Origin of the sequence: Jiangella rhizosphaerae (assembly GCF_003579925.1) — a bacterium.
GTDB classification, from domain to species: Bacteria; Actinomycetota; Actinomycetes; order Jiangellales; family Jiangellaceae; genus Jiangella; species Jiangella rhizosphaerae.
Map to the genome: position 1 here is coordinate 1 of NZ_QUAL01000057.1, position 18,098 is coordinate 18,098.

Below are 18,098 nucleotides of genomic sequence, written 5' to 3' on the forward strand. Positions count from 1 at the left end.
CGGCGCGGGGCCGGCGGTGGCCGGCGGGGCGCCTCCGGCGCGGCCGAGCGCCCGCCCGATGCCCAGGCTCAGCCCGCCGGCGCCGAGGACGAACCGCCGGCCGCTCTCGACGACGGCTCGGCCGACCACGTCGAGGTGGTCGTCGGTGAACCCGTCGCAGACGACGGCGGCGTCGTCCGACCCGCGCCAGGCGGCGGCGACGGCGTCCGAGCCGCCTGCGTACGCGGTCCAGTGCAGCGACCCGATCGGCAGCGTCGTCTGCGCGCCCAGGTGCCGGGCGAGATCGGACTCCGTCGCCGGCGTCACCGGGTGGTGCGCCATCGTCGGCTGGCGGTCTAGCCGGTGGACGACCTCGCCGTCGCGGGCGAAGTGGTGGCCGAAGAACGTGTAGCGGCCGAAGTCGGGCTGGGCGAACAGCACCGGGACGGCGGCCGGGCCGAAGACGTCGCGGGCGATCTCGAGGACGCGGCCCAGGCTGCCGACGGCGGGGGAGGAGTCGGCCGTCGAGCAGGCCTTGTACTGCACGACCGGCAGCGCCAGGTCGCGTAGCAGCTCCAGTGCGGGCCGCACCTCGGCGTCCAGCCGGTCCGCGGAGAGCGACCGCGCCACGCCGGCGACGCCGACGACGTCGGGGCCGTCGCCGAGCGCGTCCTTGACGCCGTCCGGCGACGTCACCAGCACGCCCGTGCAGCCGGCCCGGCGGAACTGGACGAGCGCGTCGACGGAGCCGGTGAAGTCGTCGCCGTAGAAGCCCGCGGCCGTCATGGGCGGTCTCCGAACTGCGCCAGCGACGCCGCCAGCTCCGGCGATCGCTCCGCTCGGGCCGTCAGGGCCTCCCCGGTGACCGCCGCGTCCCACGCCTCGCGCATCGCCGTGACCCCGGCGCCGGAGCCGCCCGGGTGCGCGTGGATGCCGCCGCCGGCCAGCACCAGCAGGTCGCTGGGGTCGCCCACCCGCGCGTACGTGCGGTCGGCGATGGCCGGCGTCTGACCCGAGGACAGCACGGGGACGACGTGGTAGCCGCCGAGCAGCGGGGTGCGCACGTCGGTGATGGACGCGCCCACCTCGTCGTCGGTCTCGTAGAACTTGTTCGCGATGCCGTTGGTGTGCAGGTGGTCGACGCCGACCAGCCGGGCCAGCTTCTGGAACACCCGGAACGCGATGCCCAGCTGCGGCGACCGGGCGAACGCGCCGAACATCGCCCGGTGCCCGTGGATCGGCAGCTCGGCGCGCTCGCGCAGGTACTGCACCCCGGCGAAGCCGACGGCGTTGATCACGACCATGACGCAGGTCCCGCCGGCGGCCCGGACGAGGTCGTGGTTGGACGCGAGGTGGGAGATGTCGTCGGTGATGTTGAACGCGTACATCGGCATCCGGCCGGTGCGGTCGGCGGCGCGCTTGAGCACGTCCATGACGACGTGCACGCGGTCGGCCAGCGGGAAGCCCGGCGGGTTGCCCTGGAGCTCGTCGTCCTTGATGAAGTCGATGCCGGCCATGGCCAGCTCCTCGACCAGCTCGGCCAGCTCCTCCGGGCCCAGGCCGACGCTCGGTTTGACGATGGTGCCGATCAGCGGCCCGGTCGCGCCGGCCTTGCCGGCCAGCGCCTTGGTGCCCTCGACGCCGAACGCCGGGCCCGCGTAGGTGGTGCCGAACACGTCGGGCACCTCGAGGTCGACCAGCCGCAGCTCGCCCAGCTCGCGCAGCTCGAACAGGTTGCCCGCGACGGCCGCCAGCAGGTTCGGCACCGACGGGCCGAAGTTGTGCACCGGGAACTCGACGACGATGCGGGCGCGGCGCGCGTCGGCCCAGTCGCCGACCGCGCCGGGCAGCGGCGGCCGGCCGCTGAGCGGCAGCTCGTCGACGGACCGGACGACGGCCGCGTGCCGAGCCTTCAGCTCCGCGGACTCGCGGGCGACGGCGACGAACGTGCCACTGGACTGCTCGCCGGCGATGACGGCGGCGGCCTTCTCCAGGGGGAGCGCGGTCGCGATCTCGTAGGTCGCCAGGACGTTCCCGCTCACGCTGCCTCCATCGGGACGATGCATAGATATGCGCTTACGCATGTACGTGCAGCGACCATACAGCCGGGGGAGGGCTTGCGCAAGAGCTGTGGTCTGACCGGTAGGTTCGGCATCGTGAGCCCCGTCATCGACGTCGACGCGCTGCGCGCCGCGGTGGGATCTGCCCAGGTCAGCGAGCGGATCGCGGACCGCGCCCGGATGGCGCACGACGCATCGCACTACCTGCTCACGCCGGCCGCGGTGGTGACGCCGTCCTCCGTCCCCGAGGTGGCCGCGCTGCTCGCGACGGCGCACCGCGACGGCGTCCCGCTGACGTTCCGCTCCGGCGGCACGAGCCTGTCCGGGCAGGCGGGCACGGACGCCGTCCTGGTCGACACCCGCCGGCACTTCGGCGGCGTGACGGTGCTCGACGACGGCGCCCGCGTGCGGGCCGAGCCGGGCGCCGTCGTGCGCCGGGTCAACGCCGCGCTGGCGCCGTACCGCCGGCGGCTCGGGCCCGACCCCGCGAGCGAGGCGGCCTGCACGGTGGGCGGCGTCGTCGCGAACAACTCCTCGGGCATGACGAGCTCGACGACGGCGACGGCCTACCGCACGCTGGCCGGCCTGGAGCTGGTGCTGCCCAGCGGCAGCTACCTCGACACCGCGGCGCCGGGAGCCGACGCGCGGCTGGCCGCGTTGGAGCCGGAACTGCACGCCGGGCTGGCCCGCATCCGCGACCGGCTGCGGGCCGACGCGGTGTTGCGGGCGCGCATCGAGCACCAGTTCTCGATGAAGAACACCATGGGCTACGGCCTCAACGCGTTCCTCGACCACGACGCGCCGGCCGACATCCTGGCCCACCTGGTGGTCGGGTCCGAGGGGACGCTGGCGTTCGTCGCGTCGGCGACGTTCGACACGCTGCCGGTGCTGCCGCACGTCGCGACCGCGCTGCTGGTGTTCGACACGCTCGATCGCGCGATCGGGGCGCTGCCCGAGCTGGTCGCGGCCGGCGCCGGCGCCGTCGAGCTGATGGACGCGACGTCGTTGCGGGTCGCGGCGGCCGACCCGGGTGCGCCGGCGGTGATCCGGTCGCTGCGGATCGAGCAGCACACGGCGCTGCTGGTCGAGGTGGCCGCGGCGACGGCTGCGGAGCTGGAGGCGCTGTCGGCCGCGGTGGGTGCCGTGGTCGGCCGGTTGCCGCTGAGCGTGCCGGGCGGGCTGTCGTCCGACGCGGGGCAGCGGGCCGCGGCGTGGCACGTCCGCAAGGGCCTCTACGCGACGGTGGCCGGTGCCCGGCCGCAGGGGACGACGGCGCTGCTGGAGGACATCGTCGTGCCGGCGCCCGCGCTGGGGCCGGCGGTGCGCGACCTGCAGGGGCTGTTCGACCGCTACGCCTACGGCGACGCCGTCATCTTCGGGCACGCCCGCGACGCGAACCTGCACTTCATGATCACGCCGCGGCTCGACGACCCGCGCGAGCTGTCGGCCTATGCGGCCTTCACCGAGGACCTCGTCGACCTCGTGCTCGGCGCCGACGGCTCGCTCAAGGCCGAGCACGGCACCGGCCGCATCATGGCGCCGTACGTCCGCCGCCAGTACGGCGACGAGCTCTACGCGGTGATGCGCGAGGTGAAGGCGCTGTGCGACCCGCGTGGCGTGCTGGCGCCCGGGGTCGTCCTCGACGAGGACCCGCAGGCGCACCTGCGCCACCTCAAGACCGTGCCGCCGGTCGACCCCGCGCTGGACACCTGCGTCGACTGCGGCTACTGCGAGCCGGTCTGCCCGTCGCGCGGCGTCACGACGACGCCGCGGCAGCGGATCGCGCTGCTGCGCGAGATCGCCGTCGCGGCGCCCGACGTCCGGGCGGAGCTGGAGAAGGAGTACCGGTACCTGGCCGTGCAGACCTGCGCCGCGGACTCGCTGTGCGTCACCGCCTGCCCGGTCAAGATCGACACCGGGCAGGCGATGAAGGCCCGCCGGTCCGACTCGCTGGGCCGCGTCGCGCAGAAGGCGGGTTCGGTGGCGGCCCGGCACTGGGGTGCGGGCGTGAGCACCGCACGGGCCGGCCTGCGCGTCGCGTCGGCTCTGCCCGGCCCAGTGGTGTCGGGCGCGTCATCGCTAGCCAGAGCCGTGCTCGGCACGGAGTGGATCCCCGCTGCCGACGGCTCGCTGCCGGGGCCGGGGCGGCCGCGGCCGTCGTCGGGGTCGGGCGCCGGGGCCGTCGAGGCCGTGTTCTTCCCGGCCTGCATCGGCGCGCTGTTCGCGCCGGAGGGCGGCGGCGACGGCGTCACCGCGGCGTTCCTCGCGCTGGCCGAACGGGCCGGCGTCCCCGTCGCCATCGCCGAGCGGACGCCGTCGCTGTGCTGCGGCACGCCGTGGGCGTCGAAGGGCCTGAAGGCCGGCGCGGCCGTCATGGCGCAGCAGGTGTTCGACGCGCTCTGGCCGCTCACCGACGACGGCCGGCTGCCCGTGGTGGCCGACGCGTCGTCCTGCTCGCACGGGCTGGCCGGGCTCGCGGCGCAGCTGCCGGCGCCCGACGCGGTGCGGTGGTCGCGGGTGACGGTCGTCGACGCGGTGGCGTTCGTGCGGTCGTCGGTGCTGCCGCGGCTGGCGCCGGTGGCGGACGCGCGGAAGCTGGACCGCGTCGTGCTGCACCCGACCTGCGCCAGCGTCCACCTCGGCGACCTCGATGACCTCGCCGCACTCGGGGCGGCCGTGGCCCGCGAGGCCGTCGTGCCCTCGAACTGGGGCTGCTGCGGCTTCGCCGGCGACCGCGGGCTGCTGCATCCCGAGCTCACCCGCGCCGCCACCGAGCCCGAGGCGGCCACCGTCGCCGCGCTGGGTGAGGCCGACGGGTACGCGTCCTGCAACCGGACGTGCGAGCTGGGCATGACCCGGGCCACCGGCAAGCCCTACCGCCACGTGCTCGAGTTGCTGGAGGAGGCCACCCGCCCGGCCTGATCCGTGGTCGTCGCGTTCCCCGTCCCCCTGCTGCCCGATGGTCTTGGCCGCGGGCGCGCGCCTCAAGTCCGCGGCCTCTGACTGTGTGCTGTTCGCTTCTGGTTGGGGGCCTTGGACTTGACCCGCGCGCCCGCGGCTAAGAACGGGCGGCTATCAGGGGGACGGGGGGAGTGTGNAAGAACGGGCGGCTATCAGGGGGACGGGGGGAGTGTGGCGACGACTTCCGCGGCGTTGGCCCCGTTTCGGTGTGAGTTTGGTGTCGTAGAGCGTCCACCTGGTGAGATTTCACCGTGATTCGGAGGGCATCACGAGGATTACCCCAGCGTCAACACCCCTACAGTCATGGTGATGCTCAGGTAATCCTCATGATGTAGGCGATCCTGGATGATCATCGCCGTCCACAGTCCGACAAAGCACGCGAAACGGGCACGGCAACGCCGAGGCGTGCCCACATCCTCCCCGTCCCCCTGATAGCTGCCCGTTCTTGGCCGCGAAGCCGCGGGTCAAGTCCGCCCGTCGTCGCGAAGCGACTCCATGGCGGACTTGAGGCGCGGCTGCGCGGCTAAGAGAATGGGCAGCAGGGGGACGGGGAGCCCGGGCGAACGCCACACGGAGCCGCCGTCAGGCCGACCAGGTGCGGCGGCCGCCGTGGACGACGACGCGGCCGAAGCGCAGCTCGGGGAAGTGCGCGCCGGTGCCGACGGTGCCGGGCCGGGCCAGTTCGTCCCAGAGCCAGGCGCGACTGCGGCCGGCCTGCTCGGGGTCGACGTCGCCGAAGGAGTGCCAGGCCGGTTCGTCGAGCTGAACCGGGACGGTGATCGCGTCGCCGGCCAGCACCACGCGGTCGCCACCGGAGGAGACGACGACGGCCAGGTGCCCGGGCGTGTGCCCCGGGGTGGCGACGACGTCGACGCCCGGCGCGACGGTGCGATCGCCGTCCACCGGGCGCGGGTCGGCCGCCGTCGCGCGGAAGCCGGCCCGCACGTGGTCGGCCATCTCGCCGTCGCCGTCGACGAAGTGGGCGCCGTCGCCCGCGCCGAACCAGATCGTCGCGCCGGGGAACACCGGCCGGCCGTCGCGGTCGAACAGCCAGCCGACGTGGTCGGCGTGCAGGTGCGTGCAGACGACGTCGGTGACGTCCTCGGGGTGCGCCCCGCAGGCCAGCAGCGCGACCGGCAGCTGGCCGCCGACCAGCGCCATGCCGTGCGGCAGGTCGCTGCGGGCCGGCCCGAGGCCGGCGTCGACCAGGGCGACGCGGTCGCCGGTGCGCACGAGGAAGCAGCCGATGGGCAGCCAGGCGACGCCGTCGGGACCGAACGGGGACGGCGGATCGGGGACCGGATCGGGCGTGAGGTACGCGGGCCGGGCCGCGAACGTGCCGTCGGACATCGGCAGCAGGTCGATCTCGCCGATCCGCATCGTGGCCTCCCGTGAACGCTCAGCCGCGCCCTGCCGCCGTCCGGACGAAGGCCGCCAGCTCCGCCGCCATGGGGGCGGTCTCCCACGTGTGGTCGGCGCCCGGCATCTCCTTCTTGACGCTACCGGGGATCGCGGCCAGCACCGACGCGGCGGCGGCGTGCATCTCGTCGAACGTCTTCGTACCCAGCAGGAACTCGACCGGCACCCGGATGCCGGCGAACAGCTCGGCGTGCGGCGCGGAGTCGGCCCAGACCAGCGACTCGCCGTCGGCGCGGTAGCTGACCACCTGGGCGGCGTAGGCCTCGTACATCGGATCCTGCCGGGCCTGCTCGAGCCACTCCGGCGGCATGTCCTTCATGTAGTGGGCCAGCGCGCCGTCGAGGTCGCGGGCATCCATGCGCCGCTCGACCTCGCCGATCCACTCCGCGACGGTGCCGACGGGTGCGATGGGCGCTTCCCAGAGCGCCAGCGCGGTGACGGGCAGCCCGTTCGCGGCGGCGGCCAGGGAGATGGAGCAGCCGGACGAGTGCCCGCACAGTGCGGCGCTGCCGCCGAGCAGGTCCATCAGCACCCGCAGCGCGGCGAGCTCGCGGTCCAGGCCGATCGGGGTGTTCGTGGTCTCGCTCTCGCCGCGGCCGATGCGGTCGTACACGATCGTCGACAGGCCCCGTTCTGCCGCCAGCTCGGCGGTCTCGGTGGTCACCGGGTCGATCGCGCGGAACGGGCCGGCGCCGGCCACGAAGATCAGCCCGGGGCCGTCGCCGTAGCGGTCGAAGGCGACCCGGTCGCCGAGGGTGGTGGTGACGTACTCGGTCATGGTGCGCTCCTTGGTGGTCAGCGGCGCTGCTGGAGGTGGACGGTGACGTCGTCGCCGGCGCCCTTGCCGATGGCCTTCCGGACGGCCGCCTTCACGGGGAGGATGTGCGTCCCGTCGCCCAGCGGCAGCAGCGTGGCCTCGAACGGGTGGCCGTCCATGGTCCCGGACACCTTCACCGGCTGACGCGTGCCGAAGACCTTGGCAGAGTCCGTCATGACGACCACCGTCCAGCTGCCCGGCGCGTCGGCGCCGCCCTGCGTGAGGGCGGCGTCGAACCGGACGTCGATCGGGCTGGCCTCGGTAGCGGTAGGGGACACGGCTCTCACCTCCTGTGATGTTCAAACTGGACCGTCCAGTATGGCCACACTAGACTGTCCAGTATGATGTCGTCAACGGGTCGGTCGACGAGGAGGAAAGAGCCGATGGCGCAGGCCGGGGCACGGCCGTGGGCGAGGTCCGACGCGAAGCACCAGGCGATCGTCCGCGCGGCGCGTGAGGTGTTCCTGAGCAACGGGTACCTCGGCACGAACATGGACCTCATCGCGTCGCGGTCGGGCGTGTCGAAGCAGACCGTCTACACGCACTTCGGCAGCAAGGAGGCGCTGTTCCTCGAGATCGTCGGCTCGATGACCGGCGACGCCGGCGACCGCGTCCACCACGAGCGTCCCGAGCTCGGCGACGGCGACGACCTCGGGGCGTACCTGCGGGCGTTCGCCGAGCGGCAGCTGCGCATCGTCACCGAGCCCGAGCTGCTGCAGCTGCGCCGTCTGGTCATCGGCGAGGTGGGCCGGTTCCCGGAGCTGGCGAAGGTGCTCTACGAGCGGGGGCCGCAGCGGGCCATCGACGAGATCACGGCGATGTTCCAGCGGCTGCGCGAGCGCGGGCTGCTGTCGTGCGACGACCCCGCCGCCGCCGCCGAGTGGTTCAACTGGCTGGTCATGGCCGCACCCCTGAACCGGGCCATGATGCTCGGCGACGCCGCCGTGCCGGACGAGGGCGACTTGCGGGAGCACGTCGCCGAGGCGGTGCGGATCTTCCTCGCGGCCTTCGGTCCGGCGCCGCGTTCGTGATCGAGGGGTCGCGTCCTGTGCCAGAGGGCCTGAGCCTGTTGCGGTCCCCGAGTGCGGCCGAGCACGGCTGACGATCCGCCAGTGAGGACTCGAGGGTGTCCGACGTCCTGGCTCTGAGTCGCGTCCTGGGCGTGAGTCGCGCTTCACGGCTGAATCCGGCTCGAAAGCGCGACACAGACCCAGGACGCGACTCAGGCCCAGGACGCGACTCAGGCCCAGGACGAGGCGTGCCAAGGCGCCCGGGATGTGGACCCGCCGATATGGTTAGCCGACCCTAAGTTAGGGTTGCCTGCATGAGACTTTCCGCCCGTTCGTCCCGATGGGTGCCCGTCGCGCTCGGCCTGGCCGTCGTCCTGGGCGCCTGCGGCGGCGGCGACACCGAGCCGGCCGCCGATTCGGCCGACGGCGACGCCGCTCCCGAGACGGTCACCGTCGACCACATGTACGGCAGCACGGAGATCACCGGCGTGCCGGAGCGCATCGTCACCATCGACCTGCAGTGGACCGACGTCATGCTGGCGATGGGCGTCGAGCCGGTCGGGTACTCCGTCGACGCGTTCATGCCGGAGTCGGGCGTGCCGTGGCAGGAGCTGCCCGCCGACGCCGAGCCGCTGCCGCTGGACGACGGGCCGCCGATCGAGCAGATCGCCGAGCTGCAGCCCGACCTCATCGTCGGGACGTTCTCGATCACCGACGAAGCGACGTACGAGCAGCTCTCCGGCATCGCGCCGACCATCCCCGGGCTGGACGAGCGGCAGGTGACGCCGTGGCAGGACCTCGTCCGCACGGCGGGCGACGTGCTGGGCGAGCCCACGCGCGCCGACGAGGTCATCGCCGAGGTCGACGGCGAGGTCGCCGCCGTCGCCGAGGAGCTGCCTGGCCTCCAGGGCAAGACGTTCTCGCTGGCGCAGTACATCGTCGGCGACTCGATGTACATCGTGGCCGACGAGCAGGACGGCTCCAGCGTCTTCTTCCAGCAGCTGGGCATGACGATGTACGGGCCGGTCAAGGCGGAGGGCGAGGCCACCGGCGACGCCCGGGTCAACGTCAGCACCGAGCGCTCGGACCTGTTGCAGGCCGACCTGCTGGCGTTCCTGGTCAACGGCGGCGACGAGAGCGACCTCGCGGACATCCCCGGCTTCGACCAGCTGCCGGGCACCGTCGCCGTGCTCGACTACCCGACCATCGTCGGGCTGAACACACCGTCGCCGCTGTCGATCCCGTACGGGCTGGAGCAGTTGCGGCCGTACCTGGAGGAGGCGGCGTCGTGAGGGCGGCACGGCCGCGGCTCACCTACAGCGAGCTGCGCGTGGTCGGGTGCGAGACGGTGACGCCGCGGATGCGGCGGGTGACGCTCACGGGCGACGGGCTGGCCGGCTTCACGCCGGTCGCGCCGGACCAGCAGGTCAAGCTGTTCTTCGCCCGCGACGGCGGGGTGCCCGAGGTGCCCGACCCGCCGGCCGATCTCGACGACGTCTCCGGCTGGTACCAGCGCTACCTGGCGATGCCCGACGACCGGCGCCCGTGGCTGCGGACCTACTCGATCCGCCGGCACCGGCCCGAGGAGCGGCAGGTGGACGTCGACTTCGTCCTGCACGGCGACGGCGGCGGGCACGACGGTCCCGCGGCCCGGTGGGCGGCCGCCGCCCGTCCGGGCGACGTCATCGGGCTGTACGGGCCGTCGGTGAGCCATCTGCGCACACCCGGCCGGCATGACTGGAAGCTGTTCGCCGGCGACGAGACCGCGCTGCCCGCGATCGGCGCGTGGCTGGAGTCCCTCGGCCCGGACGACCACGCCGTCGTCGTCGCCGAGGTCGCCGGGCCCGAGGAGGAGCAGCGGTTCCAGAGCCGGGCATCGGTGACGGTGACCTGGTGGCACCGCGGCGGCGTCCCGGCCGGGCGCTCCACCGCGCTGACCGACGCCGTCCGGGCGCTGGAGTTCCCGGACGGCGAGCCGTTCGCCTGGGTGGCCGGCGAGGCGTCAGCGGTGCGCGAGGTGCGCCGGCACCTGGTCGGCGAGCGCGGCATCGATCGGCGCGCGGTGGCGTTCTCGGGCTACTGGCGGGTCGACCGCAGTCACGACGACGCCTCGACCGCCGAGGAGCTGGCCGATCACGAGGAGGCGGCGGCCGTCTGACGGCGTTGCTCGTCGCGGTCGCGACGGCCGGCCCGTGCGGCCCGCGCCGCCCGGTGTGCCCGGACGACGGCGACGGTGACGACGGCGGCGAAGACGGTGAGCCCGGCCCAGATCGTCGTCTGGGTGACGTTGAGCGGCGCGCCCTCGACGCCGCGGGTGCGGCCGCCGTCGTGCCCCGTCGCGGCCACCGTCAGCAGCGCCCACACCGTCACCACGACCGCGACCCGCGCCGCCCACCGTCCGGCGAGGTCGAGCCGGCCGCGGTGCGGGCGGTGCGCCGGCACCAGCAGCCGCACCAGCAGCAGCCCGGCGACCGGCAGCTGCAGCAGCCACACGGTCGTCCGGAACCAGCCGTCGTACCAGACGTTGGTGCCGTACAGCAGCGTGTGCCAGACGCTCAGCACATAGACGACGATGATCGACGCGTGCAGCGTCCGCCACGCCCGCGGGCCGATCGAGCGGCGGGCGTAGTAGGCCAGCCCGAGCGGGATGGCCAGGTAGAGCGCGAGCAGGCCGAGCAGGATCGCGATCAGCCCGGTGCCGCTGCCGTACGCGCCGGGGACGAACACGTTCACGAACGCCGTCCAGGTGCGGCCCGCCACGCCCAGCCCGTCGGCGTTGTAGCGCACCTCCTCGGCGAAGAACCAGAACGCGTGCAGGAACATCAGCGCGACGGTCGTGAGGCTGGTGGTGCGGTGCCACTTCTCCAGGCGCGCCGGCGAGACGGGCAGCCAGGCAGGTGACCGGCTGGACCGGGTCAGGCCGAGGATGACGGTGATCCACGCCCACAGCAGCCCCGACCAGCCGAACGCCTGGCACAGCCAGTACATCCAGTAGGTGTCGGCGCCGCCTTCGAGGAACGGCATCACGTCGAGCGTCGCCGACGTCCCGCCGTCGACGCGCTGGTGGAGCCAGGCGAACAGCAGCAGCGTGATCAGCAGGGCGGCGCTCGCGTCCAGCCAGGCGGCCCTGAGGTCCTGCCGGAACGCGGCCCCGTCGAACCACGATCGTCCCGTCGACTCCGCCTCGTCGGCCATGGGTCCTCGCTCTCCGCCACCTTTGGCAAGTCGCCGGGGATCTTTGGCACGTGGTCACACAAAGTAGGCGATCATGGACGGCGGGCACCAGGGGTGTCCCGATGCTCGGACGGCTCAGCGGTGCAGGGCCTTGCGCGCCAGCCAGTTCCCGAGCAGCTGCGCCAGCTGCACCATGCCGATGATCACCAGGACGGTGACCAGCGTGACCTCCCAGTTGAACCGCTGGTACCCGTACACGATGGCGAAGTTGCCCAGTCCGCCGCCGCCCACGTAGCCGGCCAGCGCCGACATGTCCACGATGCCGATCAGCAGGAACGTGTAGCCGAGGATCAGCGGCGCCAGCGCCTCGGGCACCAGGACCGTCACCAAGATCCGCAGCCGCGACGCGCCCATCGCCCGGGCCGCCTCGATGACGCCCGGGTCGGTGGCGACGAGGTTCTGTTCGACGATGCGGGCGGTGACGAACGTCGCCATGATCGACATGGCGAAGATGACCGCGTCGTTGCCGATCGTGGTGCCGACGACGGCCAGCGTCACCGGCCCGACCGCGGTGATGAAGATGATGAACGGGATCGGCCGCACGACGTTCACCGCGACGTTCAGCACGGTGAACACGACGCGGTTCTCGAGCAGGTTGCCGCGCCGGGTGGCATACAGCAGCACGCCGAGCACCAGCCCCAGCAGGCCGCCCACGCCCACCGTCACACCGACGATGTACAGCGTCTCGCGCACCGACTCCCACAGGATCGGCGACAGCTCGGACCAGTCGCGGTTCATGCCGGCACCCCCGCCGTCCCCAGGTCGTCGACATCCGTGCGCGAGCGCAGGTCGGCGAGCAGCGCGTCGATGGCGGCGTCGGGGCCGGTCAGCTCCAGGGTCAGCGAGCCGAACGGGCGCTCGTCGATCTCGGTGATGCCGCCGAACACGATCGTCCCGTCGACGCCGTGGGCGCGCAGCGCCGCGGTGACGTCGACACCGCTCTCCCTGATGCCGACGGTGACGATGCGGCCCGGGTGCCGGTGCCGCAGCCGCTCCACGGCCTCGGGCGTCGGCCGGTCCTTCAGCGTCGTCGCGACGAACCGGCGGGTGGCCCGCTCGCGCGGCGCGGCGAACACGTCGTAGACCGGCCCGTGCTCGATCACCCTTCCGGCCTCCATGACGGCGACCCGGTGCGCGAGCGAGCGGATGACGTCCATCTCGTGCGTGATGACGACGACGGTGACGCCGAGCTCGCGGTTGACCCGGCGCAGCAGCGCCAGCACGTCCTGCGTGGTGTCGGGGTCGAGCGCGCTGGTGGCCTCGTCGGCGAGCAGGATCCGCGGCGACGTCGCGAGTGCGCGGGCGATGCCGACGCGCTGCTTCTGCCCGCCGGAGAGCTGCCGCGGGTAGGCCTTGGCCTTGTCGGCGATGCCGACGTAGTCGAGCAGCTCGGCGACCCGTGCGGCGCGGCGTTCGCGCGGCCAGCCGGCCACCTTGAGGGGGTAGGCGACGTTGCCGGCGACGGTGCGCGAGTTCAGCAGGTTGAACTGCTGGAACGCCATGCCGATGCCGGCCCGCAGGCGGCGCAGCTCGGCCTCGCGCAGGGCGGTGACGTCCTGGCCGTCGACCAGCAGGCGGCCGGACGTCACCGTCTCCAACGCGTTGACCAGCCGCACCAGCGTGCTCTTGCCGGCGCCGGAGTAGCCGATGACGCCGAAGATCTCGCCGGCCTCGATGTCCAGCGTGACGCCGTCGACGGCACGGACGGCGCGGTCGCCGGACCCGAAGTCCTTGGTGACGTCCTGGAAGCTGATCAGGGGTGCCATCAGTGCGCGGCGAGGTCCGTCTGGATGCCGTCGAGGATCTCGGCCAGCTCGTCGGCGGGGTTGTCGGTGAACACCGCGGTGCCGCCCGACGCCTGCGACGACGCCTCCTCGACCTCCGGCGAGTGGTACAGGTCGACCAGCCGCTGGAACGTCTCGTTGCCGGCGTCCTCGGACCGCGCCACCCACACGTTGATGTACGGGCGGGCGCCCGGGCTGTCGGCCTGGTCCTGGTACAGCGCGTCGGTCGGCTCCAGGCCGGCGTCGGCGACGAAGTCGTTGTTGATGACCGACGCGTCGACGCTGTTGAGCGCCGTCGCCGTCTGCTCGGCGGCCACCGGCGTCACGGTCACCCGCGACTCCTCCTCGACGACGTCCGACGGCAGCGACGTCGAGCTGCCGCCGCCCTCGAGCGTGATGAGGCCGGCGTCCTGCAGGACGAGCAGCGCGCGGGCCTGGTTGGTCTCGTCGTTGGGGATCGCGACCTCGCCGCCCTCGGGGATGTCCTCGAGCGACTGGTGCTTCTGCGAGTACAGGCCGAGCGGGTAGATCGCGGTCGCGCCGATCGGCGTCAGGTCGTCGTCGTTGGCGACGTTGTACGCGGCCAGGTACTGCAGGTGCTGGAACTGGTTGAGGTCGAGCTGCCCCTGCGAGAGCGCCGGGTTGGGCTGGGTGTAGTCGGTGAAGTTCACCAACTCGACGTCGATGCCCTCCTCGTCGGCGAGCTCGGTGAAGGCCTGCCAGTAGTCCTCGCTGGCGCCGACCACGCCGATGCGGATCGGGTCGCCGGACTCGCCGGACGCGGTCTCGGTGTCGCCCCCGCCGCATGCGGCCAGGACGGCGGTGGCTCCGGCGAGTGCGAGGGGCAGGACGATGCGACGGTTCATGGTGTGCGTGTTCTCCTTGGTGAGGGTGGGGATCGCGCGGGGTGGGCGCGGGGGAGCCCGCGCAGGGCGCGGCCAGGTCGCCGGCCGGCGCCGGTGGGCTCGGGAGGGTTGCTGCCTCGGTGACGCGGTGACGGCGTCAGCGGCAGCGGCGCATTCGCATCGGACACATGGACATGCCGCGGCCGAGGGCCGTGGACACGATCCGGGCGGTGTCGGACGAGGCGCGAGACATGCGTCCATCTTCCCGATTGGACCAATGGTCTCCAAACGGAAACCGATGTGATCTCACATGGTGAGCTAAGTTTGACCAGAATGTAGGACGATCTACGTTCGTGGACGCCGCGGCAGATCCTGCTGTCTGATGCTGTCGCGACGACGCTCGTGAATCGCGACAATGCGGTGCCATGATCGGTGATCGATCCTCGACCTCGGTGCCGCCTACCATCGACCCTGCACGCTCCCTGAACCTGATCGAGGCCGTTGCGCGTAGTGAATGCATCATCGCGCACGGACCGGAAGCCAGTGTGGAGGTTTCTCGCGCTGTGCAGGCGGCACTTGGCTCGATCCACGACGTGGAACGGTCCGGCGAGCGGCTCATGGGTCGGTTCGCGATCGGGATGGTTCTGCTCGGCACCGTGATGTGGCTGTGCACCGGCGCGCTTCGCGGAGGATCGGCACCGCTGTCACGCAGTTGGGTCTGGGATGCCGTGGGCCCACTCCTGGCGATGTTGTGGATCGGCGCCCTCATTTCCGCGGTGGTCGTTCCTGTATCGATCTGGCTGCGGGTGTGGAGGCGCCCCAGCGGCCAGAGCATCGATGAAGCACTTCGTCGATCCTGGAAGTGGATCGATCCGGCGCCGATGGATCGTTGGGAAGCGATCCTTGGAGGCACACTGGTGCCAGTGCTCTATCTCGCCCTGCTCGGTCTCACTGCCGGGCCGCTCTGGCGCAGTTCACCGTTCGGCGAGTGGAACGTCGTCGTGGCGCCGCTCGTCACGTTCGTGATCTTCGTCAGCCTCGCGATCGTCTGCGCAACCGCCGTGCTCATGAGGCATCGTCCCGACCCGAGAGACCGTCTCGTCGAGGCGCTCTTCGAGACGTACGTGGCGGCCATCGGAGGCAGTGACATCGCGACGGTCTCGCCGCCTGCCGAAGCGGCAGATTGGCGGCGATCGCGAACGGAGCGCGTGCGTTTGGCGCGGCGTCTCGAGGCCGCTGCGATCGGCGTGGAGCGCAACTTGAAGCGTGTCGCCCCGATCGATCTCGCAGACTCGCGTAAGCATGCGAACGACCTCGGTGGGCGCATCGCCGCCGGATTTCGCATTCATGCGCGCGCAGTGCTCCTGGGTGGGCGCGAACGCGACGACGCACTTGCGCCCGCGCTGGCCGACGGCCTGGTCGCTGCGAGTCGAGGTAGGTGGGAGGAACTCGCCAAGGCCGAACCAGCCAGTGCGACGCCACGGATCATCTCATCGGTGCTGGAGCGCGTCGCCATCGCTGCCGTGCTTGCTGGTGCCGGCCTGCTGCTGGCACACCAGTTCGCCGACGTTCAGGTGCAGGAGCAGATCCGCGGAGTGTTCTTCTCGGCGGCGGTGCTCGCTGTCGTCGCACCGCGAAGCGCGGTGCGCGAGGTTGCCGACAAGATGCGTCAGGCGCTGATCGTGATCGGACGATGAGACGGGCAGGATCGAGTGCCATGATCATCCGAATCCGTGGTGTGATGGAGCCTGCTGCTCTTTCGTCGGCTGTGGTGATCTCGCTGGCCGTGGTTCTGGCTGGCGTGCCCGGGCGGTTCAGGGTGGTCAGCTGGTGGCGAGCCGGGTGGTGCTGATACCGATGGTGGCGATCTTGAGCAGGCTAATGACGGCGGCGCCGCCTTGCCCAGATACTGCCAAGCGAGCTTGCGCTCTTCGCCCCGCCGCAGTTCGCGCTCATCGACGCGGGGCAGCGACCTCGACATCTACTGCATTGTGGGGCTGGAGCCACAATACGGATCTCACGCCCATAATGACCGGCCGGAATACCTTGCGTCGATGCCGTGCTGTGGTCGGCACCACGCGACGAAGGGACCGACGATGCTTCCTGGCCTGGACGACGCCGCCGCCGGCACCGCGCGGCGCCGGCTCGAGGACGAGACCGAGATCTGGATCACCACGGTCCGCGCCGACGGGCAGCCGCAGACCTCGCTGGTCGGGTTCCTCTGGGACGGCGACCGCGTCCTCGTGCTGAGCCAGCCCGGCGCGGGCAAGCTGCGCAACCTCCGGGACAACCCGCGGGTGTCGCTGCACCTCGACGTCGACCACGCCGACGGCGCGGGCGGCGGCGTCGTGACGCTGGAGGGCGAGGCCGTGGTCGAGGAGGGGCCGCTGGCCGGCGACGAGGCCGAGCGGTACGTCGACAAGTACCGCGCGGTCATCGAGGCGGTCGGCGCCACGCCGGACGACGTGCTGGCCGGCTACTCCACGCTGATCCGCGTGACGCCCACCCGCGCCCGCGTCTACTGACCCGTCACCGCTCGATGCGGTCCAGATGGAGCATGCGGGCGAGCACGCGGTCGAGCTCGTCGTCGCGGAAGATCTTCTTCCAGTCGTCGCGGACGATCGACTCGCGGCCGTAGTCCATCGCGATGAGGCAGGCGTCGGAGAACGGGTTCGAGCCGCGCAGCGTGTTGGCCAGCGCGACCTGGGTGTGGCCGAGCAGCATCGCCCGGGCGGCCGGTTCCGGGACGCCCATCGTGGTGACGGCCTCCTCCAGGGCCTCCGCCAGCAGCGCGCCGACCATGCACGCCACCGTCTCGACCAGCGTCGGCTCGAGCTGGGCCAGCTGCTTGACCGTCACCCAGTGCACGTCGAGCACCGGCGCGTACATCGCCCGGATCACCGTCTCGGCGACCGCCCGAGCCTGACCGTCGTCGCCGTCCGGCGCCTCGATGGCCGCGACGACGTCCTGCGGCGCGGCGATGCCGCCGAAGGTGTCGGCGTGCTCCTCCGGCGTCCTCCGCTCCAGGAACACCGACGGGTGGCAGGGGTGGGCGACCGCCTGGACGACGTCGTCGCGGCGGGCCAGCAACCCGGCGTAGGAGGCGGCCGGGTCCAGCGTCAGCAGCACGGCGCCGGACTGGAGCTTCGGTACGACCTCGGCGGAGACGGCCGCGAGCGCGAGATCGGGCACGGCCAGCACGACGACGTGCGCGTCGTCGACGGCCTCGGCGGTGGGTGTGACGCGACGGCCCGCCGCCGTCACCCGCTCCACGCCTGCGGGGGAGTTCTCCGCGTAGCGGACGGTGTGGCCGGTGCGCTGCAGGTTGTCAGAGACCCGCATGCCCATCTTGCCGCCGGCGCCGATGACGGCGATCGTCACGTGCTCCTTCATGCCTTCTCCTTGTTCTCCGTACCGTCCGTGCCGGCGGTGCTCGCCCGGACGACGAGCGCCGGCGGATGGGTCAGCTGGGTGTCGTGCGCCGTGCCGTCGACGAGGCCCAGCAGCAGCTCGACGGCCGCGGCGCCGAAGTCGTCCTGCGGCGCCCGGATCGAGCTGAGCGGGATCAGCGACGCGGCGGCGAACTCGATGTCGTCGTAGCCGATCACCGCGACGTCCTCCGGAACCCGCACGCCGGCCGCGACCAGTGCCTGCAGCAGCCCGAGCGCGAGCAGGTCGTTGACGGCGAAGACGGCGTCCGGCCGGCGGCCCGGCGGCCGGCGCAGCAGCTGCGCCGCCACCGCCCGCCCGCCGGCGAGGGTCCGCTCGGCGACGGTGATCACCTCCAGCGTCGCGTCGCCGCGGGACTGGACCTCCTCGCCGGCTCCCTGCAGCCGGTCGGCCACCTGCGTGACCTCCAGCGGCCCGCCGGCGAAGGCGAGGCTGCGCCGGCCGAGACCGAGCAGGTGCCGGGCCGCGAGCCGGCCGCCGAGCACGTCGTCGACGGCGACCGACGGCTGCGCGGAGCCGCGCCCCGGCCGCCGCAGCAG

At 72.5% G+C, this 18,098-nt stretch carries 17 protein-coding genes; 6 read left to right on the plus strand and 11 right to left on the minus strand.

Annotation, left to right across the window (positions count from 1 at the left end; all coding sequences use genetic code 11):
* A partial coding sequence (locus tag DY240_RS07285; protein WP_147375224.1) for a four-carbon acid sugar kinase family protein occupies positions 1 to 765 on the minus strand: 765 nt, incomplete at its 3' end.
* The gene (locus DY240_RS07290) at positions 762 to 2,021 is read right to left on the minus strand and encodes a RuBisCO large subunit C-terminal-like domain-containing protein (RefSeq protein WP_199701014.1); all 1,260 of its coding nucleotides are present in this window, start codon (positions 2,019 to 2,021) and stop codon (positions 762 to 764) included. The genes DY240_RS07285 and DY240_RS07290, both read right to left, overlap by 4 nt.
* Positions 2,022 to 2,135: 114 nt before the next feature.
* On the opposite strand from DY240_RS07290, the gene DY240_RS07295 reads away from it, so the two are divergent.
* On the plus strand, positions 2,136 to 4,961 hold the full coding sequence (locus tag DY240_RS07295; protein ID WP_199701015.1) for an FAD-binding and (Fe-S)-binding domain-containing protein: 2,826 nt from the start codon (positions 2,136 to 2,138) through the stop codon (positions 4,959 to 4,961).
* A 621-nt stretch (positions 4,962 to 5,582) separates the two neighbouring features.
* Here the strand turns inward: DY240_RS07295 and DY240_RS07300 are convergent.
* Genes DY240_RS07300 through DY240_RS07310 form a run of 3 tightly spaced genes read right to left on the minus strand, consistent with a single transcriptional unit; the run spans position 5,583 to position 7,514 of the window.
* Positions 5,583 to 6,380 carry an MBL fold metallo-hydrolase gene (locus DY240_RS07300; RefSeq protein WP_119659292.1) on the minus strand — a complete coding sequence of 266 codons (798 nt, stop codon included), beginning with the start codon at positions 6,378 to 6,380 and terminating at the stop codon, positions 5,583 to 5,585.
* 19 nt (positions 6,381 to 6,399) lie between these two features.
* A complete protein-coding gene (locus DY240_RS07305; RefSeq protein ID WP_119659293.1) occupies positions 6,400 to 7,197 on the minus strand; it encodes an alpha/beta fold hydrolase in 798 nt (265 codons plus the stop codon).
* A 17-nt stretch (positions 7,198 to 7,214) separates the two neighbouring features.
* The gene (locus DY240_RS07310; RefSeq protein ID WP_233552640.1) at positions 7,215 to 7,514 is read right to left on the minus strand and encodes a DUF1905 domain-containing protein; all 300 of its coding nucleotides are present in this window, start codon (positions 7,512 to 7,514) and stop codon (positions 7,215 to 7,217) included.
* A gap of 105 nt (positions 7,515 to 7,619) precedes the next feature.
* Here DY240_RS07310 and DY240_RS07315 point away from each other — a divergent pair, with 105 nt between their 5' ends.
* The 3 genes from DY240_RS07315 (at position 7,620) to DY240_RS07325 (ending at position 10,404) form a co-directional block, all read left to right on the plus strand.
* Positions 7,620 to 8,267 carry a TetR/AcrR family transcriptional regulator gene (locus DY240_RS07315; RefSeq protein WP_119659294.1) on the plus strand — a complete coding sequence of 216 codons (648 nt, stop codon included), beginning with the start codon at positions 7,620 to 7,622 and terminating at the stop codon, positions 8,265 to 8,267.
* Positions 8,268 to 8,560: 293 nt separating this feature from the next.
* Positions 8,561 to 9,538: an ABC transporter substrate-binding protein gene (locus DY240_RS07320; RefSeq protein ID WP_119659295.1), complete on the plus strand. Its 978-nt coding sequence runs from the start codon at positions 8,561 to 8,563 to the stop codon at positions 9,536 to 9,538.
* Entirely contained in the window at positions 9,535 to 10,404 is an 870-nt protein-coding gene (locus tag DY240_RS07325) for a siderophore-interacting protein (RefSeq protein WP_233552641.1), read from the plus strand. Before DY240_RS07320 ends, DY240_RS07325 begins: the two co-directional genes overlap by 4 nt.
* On the opposite strand, the gene DY240_RS07330 is transcribed toward DY240_RS07325, so the two are convergent.
* The 4 genes from DY240_RS07330 to DY240_RS07345 all read right to left on the minus strand — a co-directional run bounded on the left by DY240_RS07330 (position 10,380) and on the right by DY240_RS07345 (position 14,130).
* Positions 10,380 to 11,441: a ferric reductase-like transmembrane domain-containing protein gene (locus DY240_RS07330; protein ID WP_119659296.1), complete on the minus strand. Its 1,062-nt coding sequence runs from the start codon at positions 11,439 to 11,441 to the stop codon at positions 10,380 to 10,382. The genes DY240_RS07325 and DY240_RS07330 overlap by 25 nt on opposite strands.
* Positions 11,442 to 11,555: 114 nt before the next feature.
* Positions 11,556 to 12,218 (minus strand): methionine ABC transporter permease, encoded by a 663-nt coding sequence (locus tag DY240_RS07335; protein WP_119659297.1) that lies wholly within the window; start codon positions 12,216 to 12,218, stop codon positions 11,556 to 11,558.
* Positions 12,215 to 13,246, minus strand: coding sequence for a methionine ABC transporter ATP-binding protein (locus DY240_RS07340; RefSeq protein WP_119659298.1), 1,032 nt, complete (start codon positions 13,244 to 13,246; stop codon positions 12,215 to 12,217). Before DY240_RS07340 ends, DY240_RS07335 begins: the two co-directional genes overlap by 4 nt.
* Positions 13,246 to 14,130 carry a MetQ/NlpA family ABC transporter substrate-binding protein gene (locus tag DY240_RS07345; protein WP_119659299.1) on the minus strand — a complete coding sequence of 295 codons (885 nt, stop codon included), beginning with the start codon at positions 14,128 to 14,130 and terminating at the stop codon, positions 13,246 to 13,248. Before DY240_RS07345 ends, DY240_RS07340 begins: the two co-directional genes overlap by 1 nt.
* A 404-nt stretch (positions 14,131 to 14,534) precedes the next feature.
* Here DY240_RS07345 and DY240_RS07350 point away from each other — a divergent pair, with 404 nt between their 5' ends.
* Together DY240_RS07350 and DY240_RS07355 are read left to right on the plus strand one after the other, a co-directional pair.
* Entirely contained in the window at positions 14,535 to 15,806 is a 1,272-nt protein-coding gene (locus DY240_RS07350; protein WP_147375225.1) for a hypothetical protein, read from the plus strand.
* Positions 15,807 to 16,205: 399 nt separating this feature from the next.
* Positions 16,206 to 16,634 (plus strand): pyridoxamine 5'-phosphate oxidase family protein, encoded by a 429-nt coding sequence (locus DY240_RS07355; RefSeq protein ID WP_158602768.1) that lies wholly within the window; start codon positions 16,206 to 16,208, stop codon positions 16,632 to 16,634.
* A gap of 4 nt (positions 16,635 to 16,638) precedes the next feature.
* On the opposite strand, the gene DY240_RS07360 is transcribed toward DY240_RS07355, so the two are convergent.
* Positions 16,639 to 17,502, minus strand: a complete 864-nt coding sequence (locus tag DY240_RS07360) for a phosphogluconate dehydrogenase C-terminal domain-containing protein (protein WP_119659302.1) — start codon at positions 17,500 to 17,502, stop codon at positions 16,639 to 16,641.
* The coding region (locus DY240_RS07365; protein ID WP_147375226.1) for a substrate-binding domain-containing protein at positions 17,499 to 18,098 on the minus strand (600 nt) is incomplete at its 5' end. The genes DY240_RS07360 and DY240_RS07365, both read right to left, overlap by 4 nt.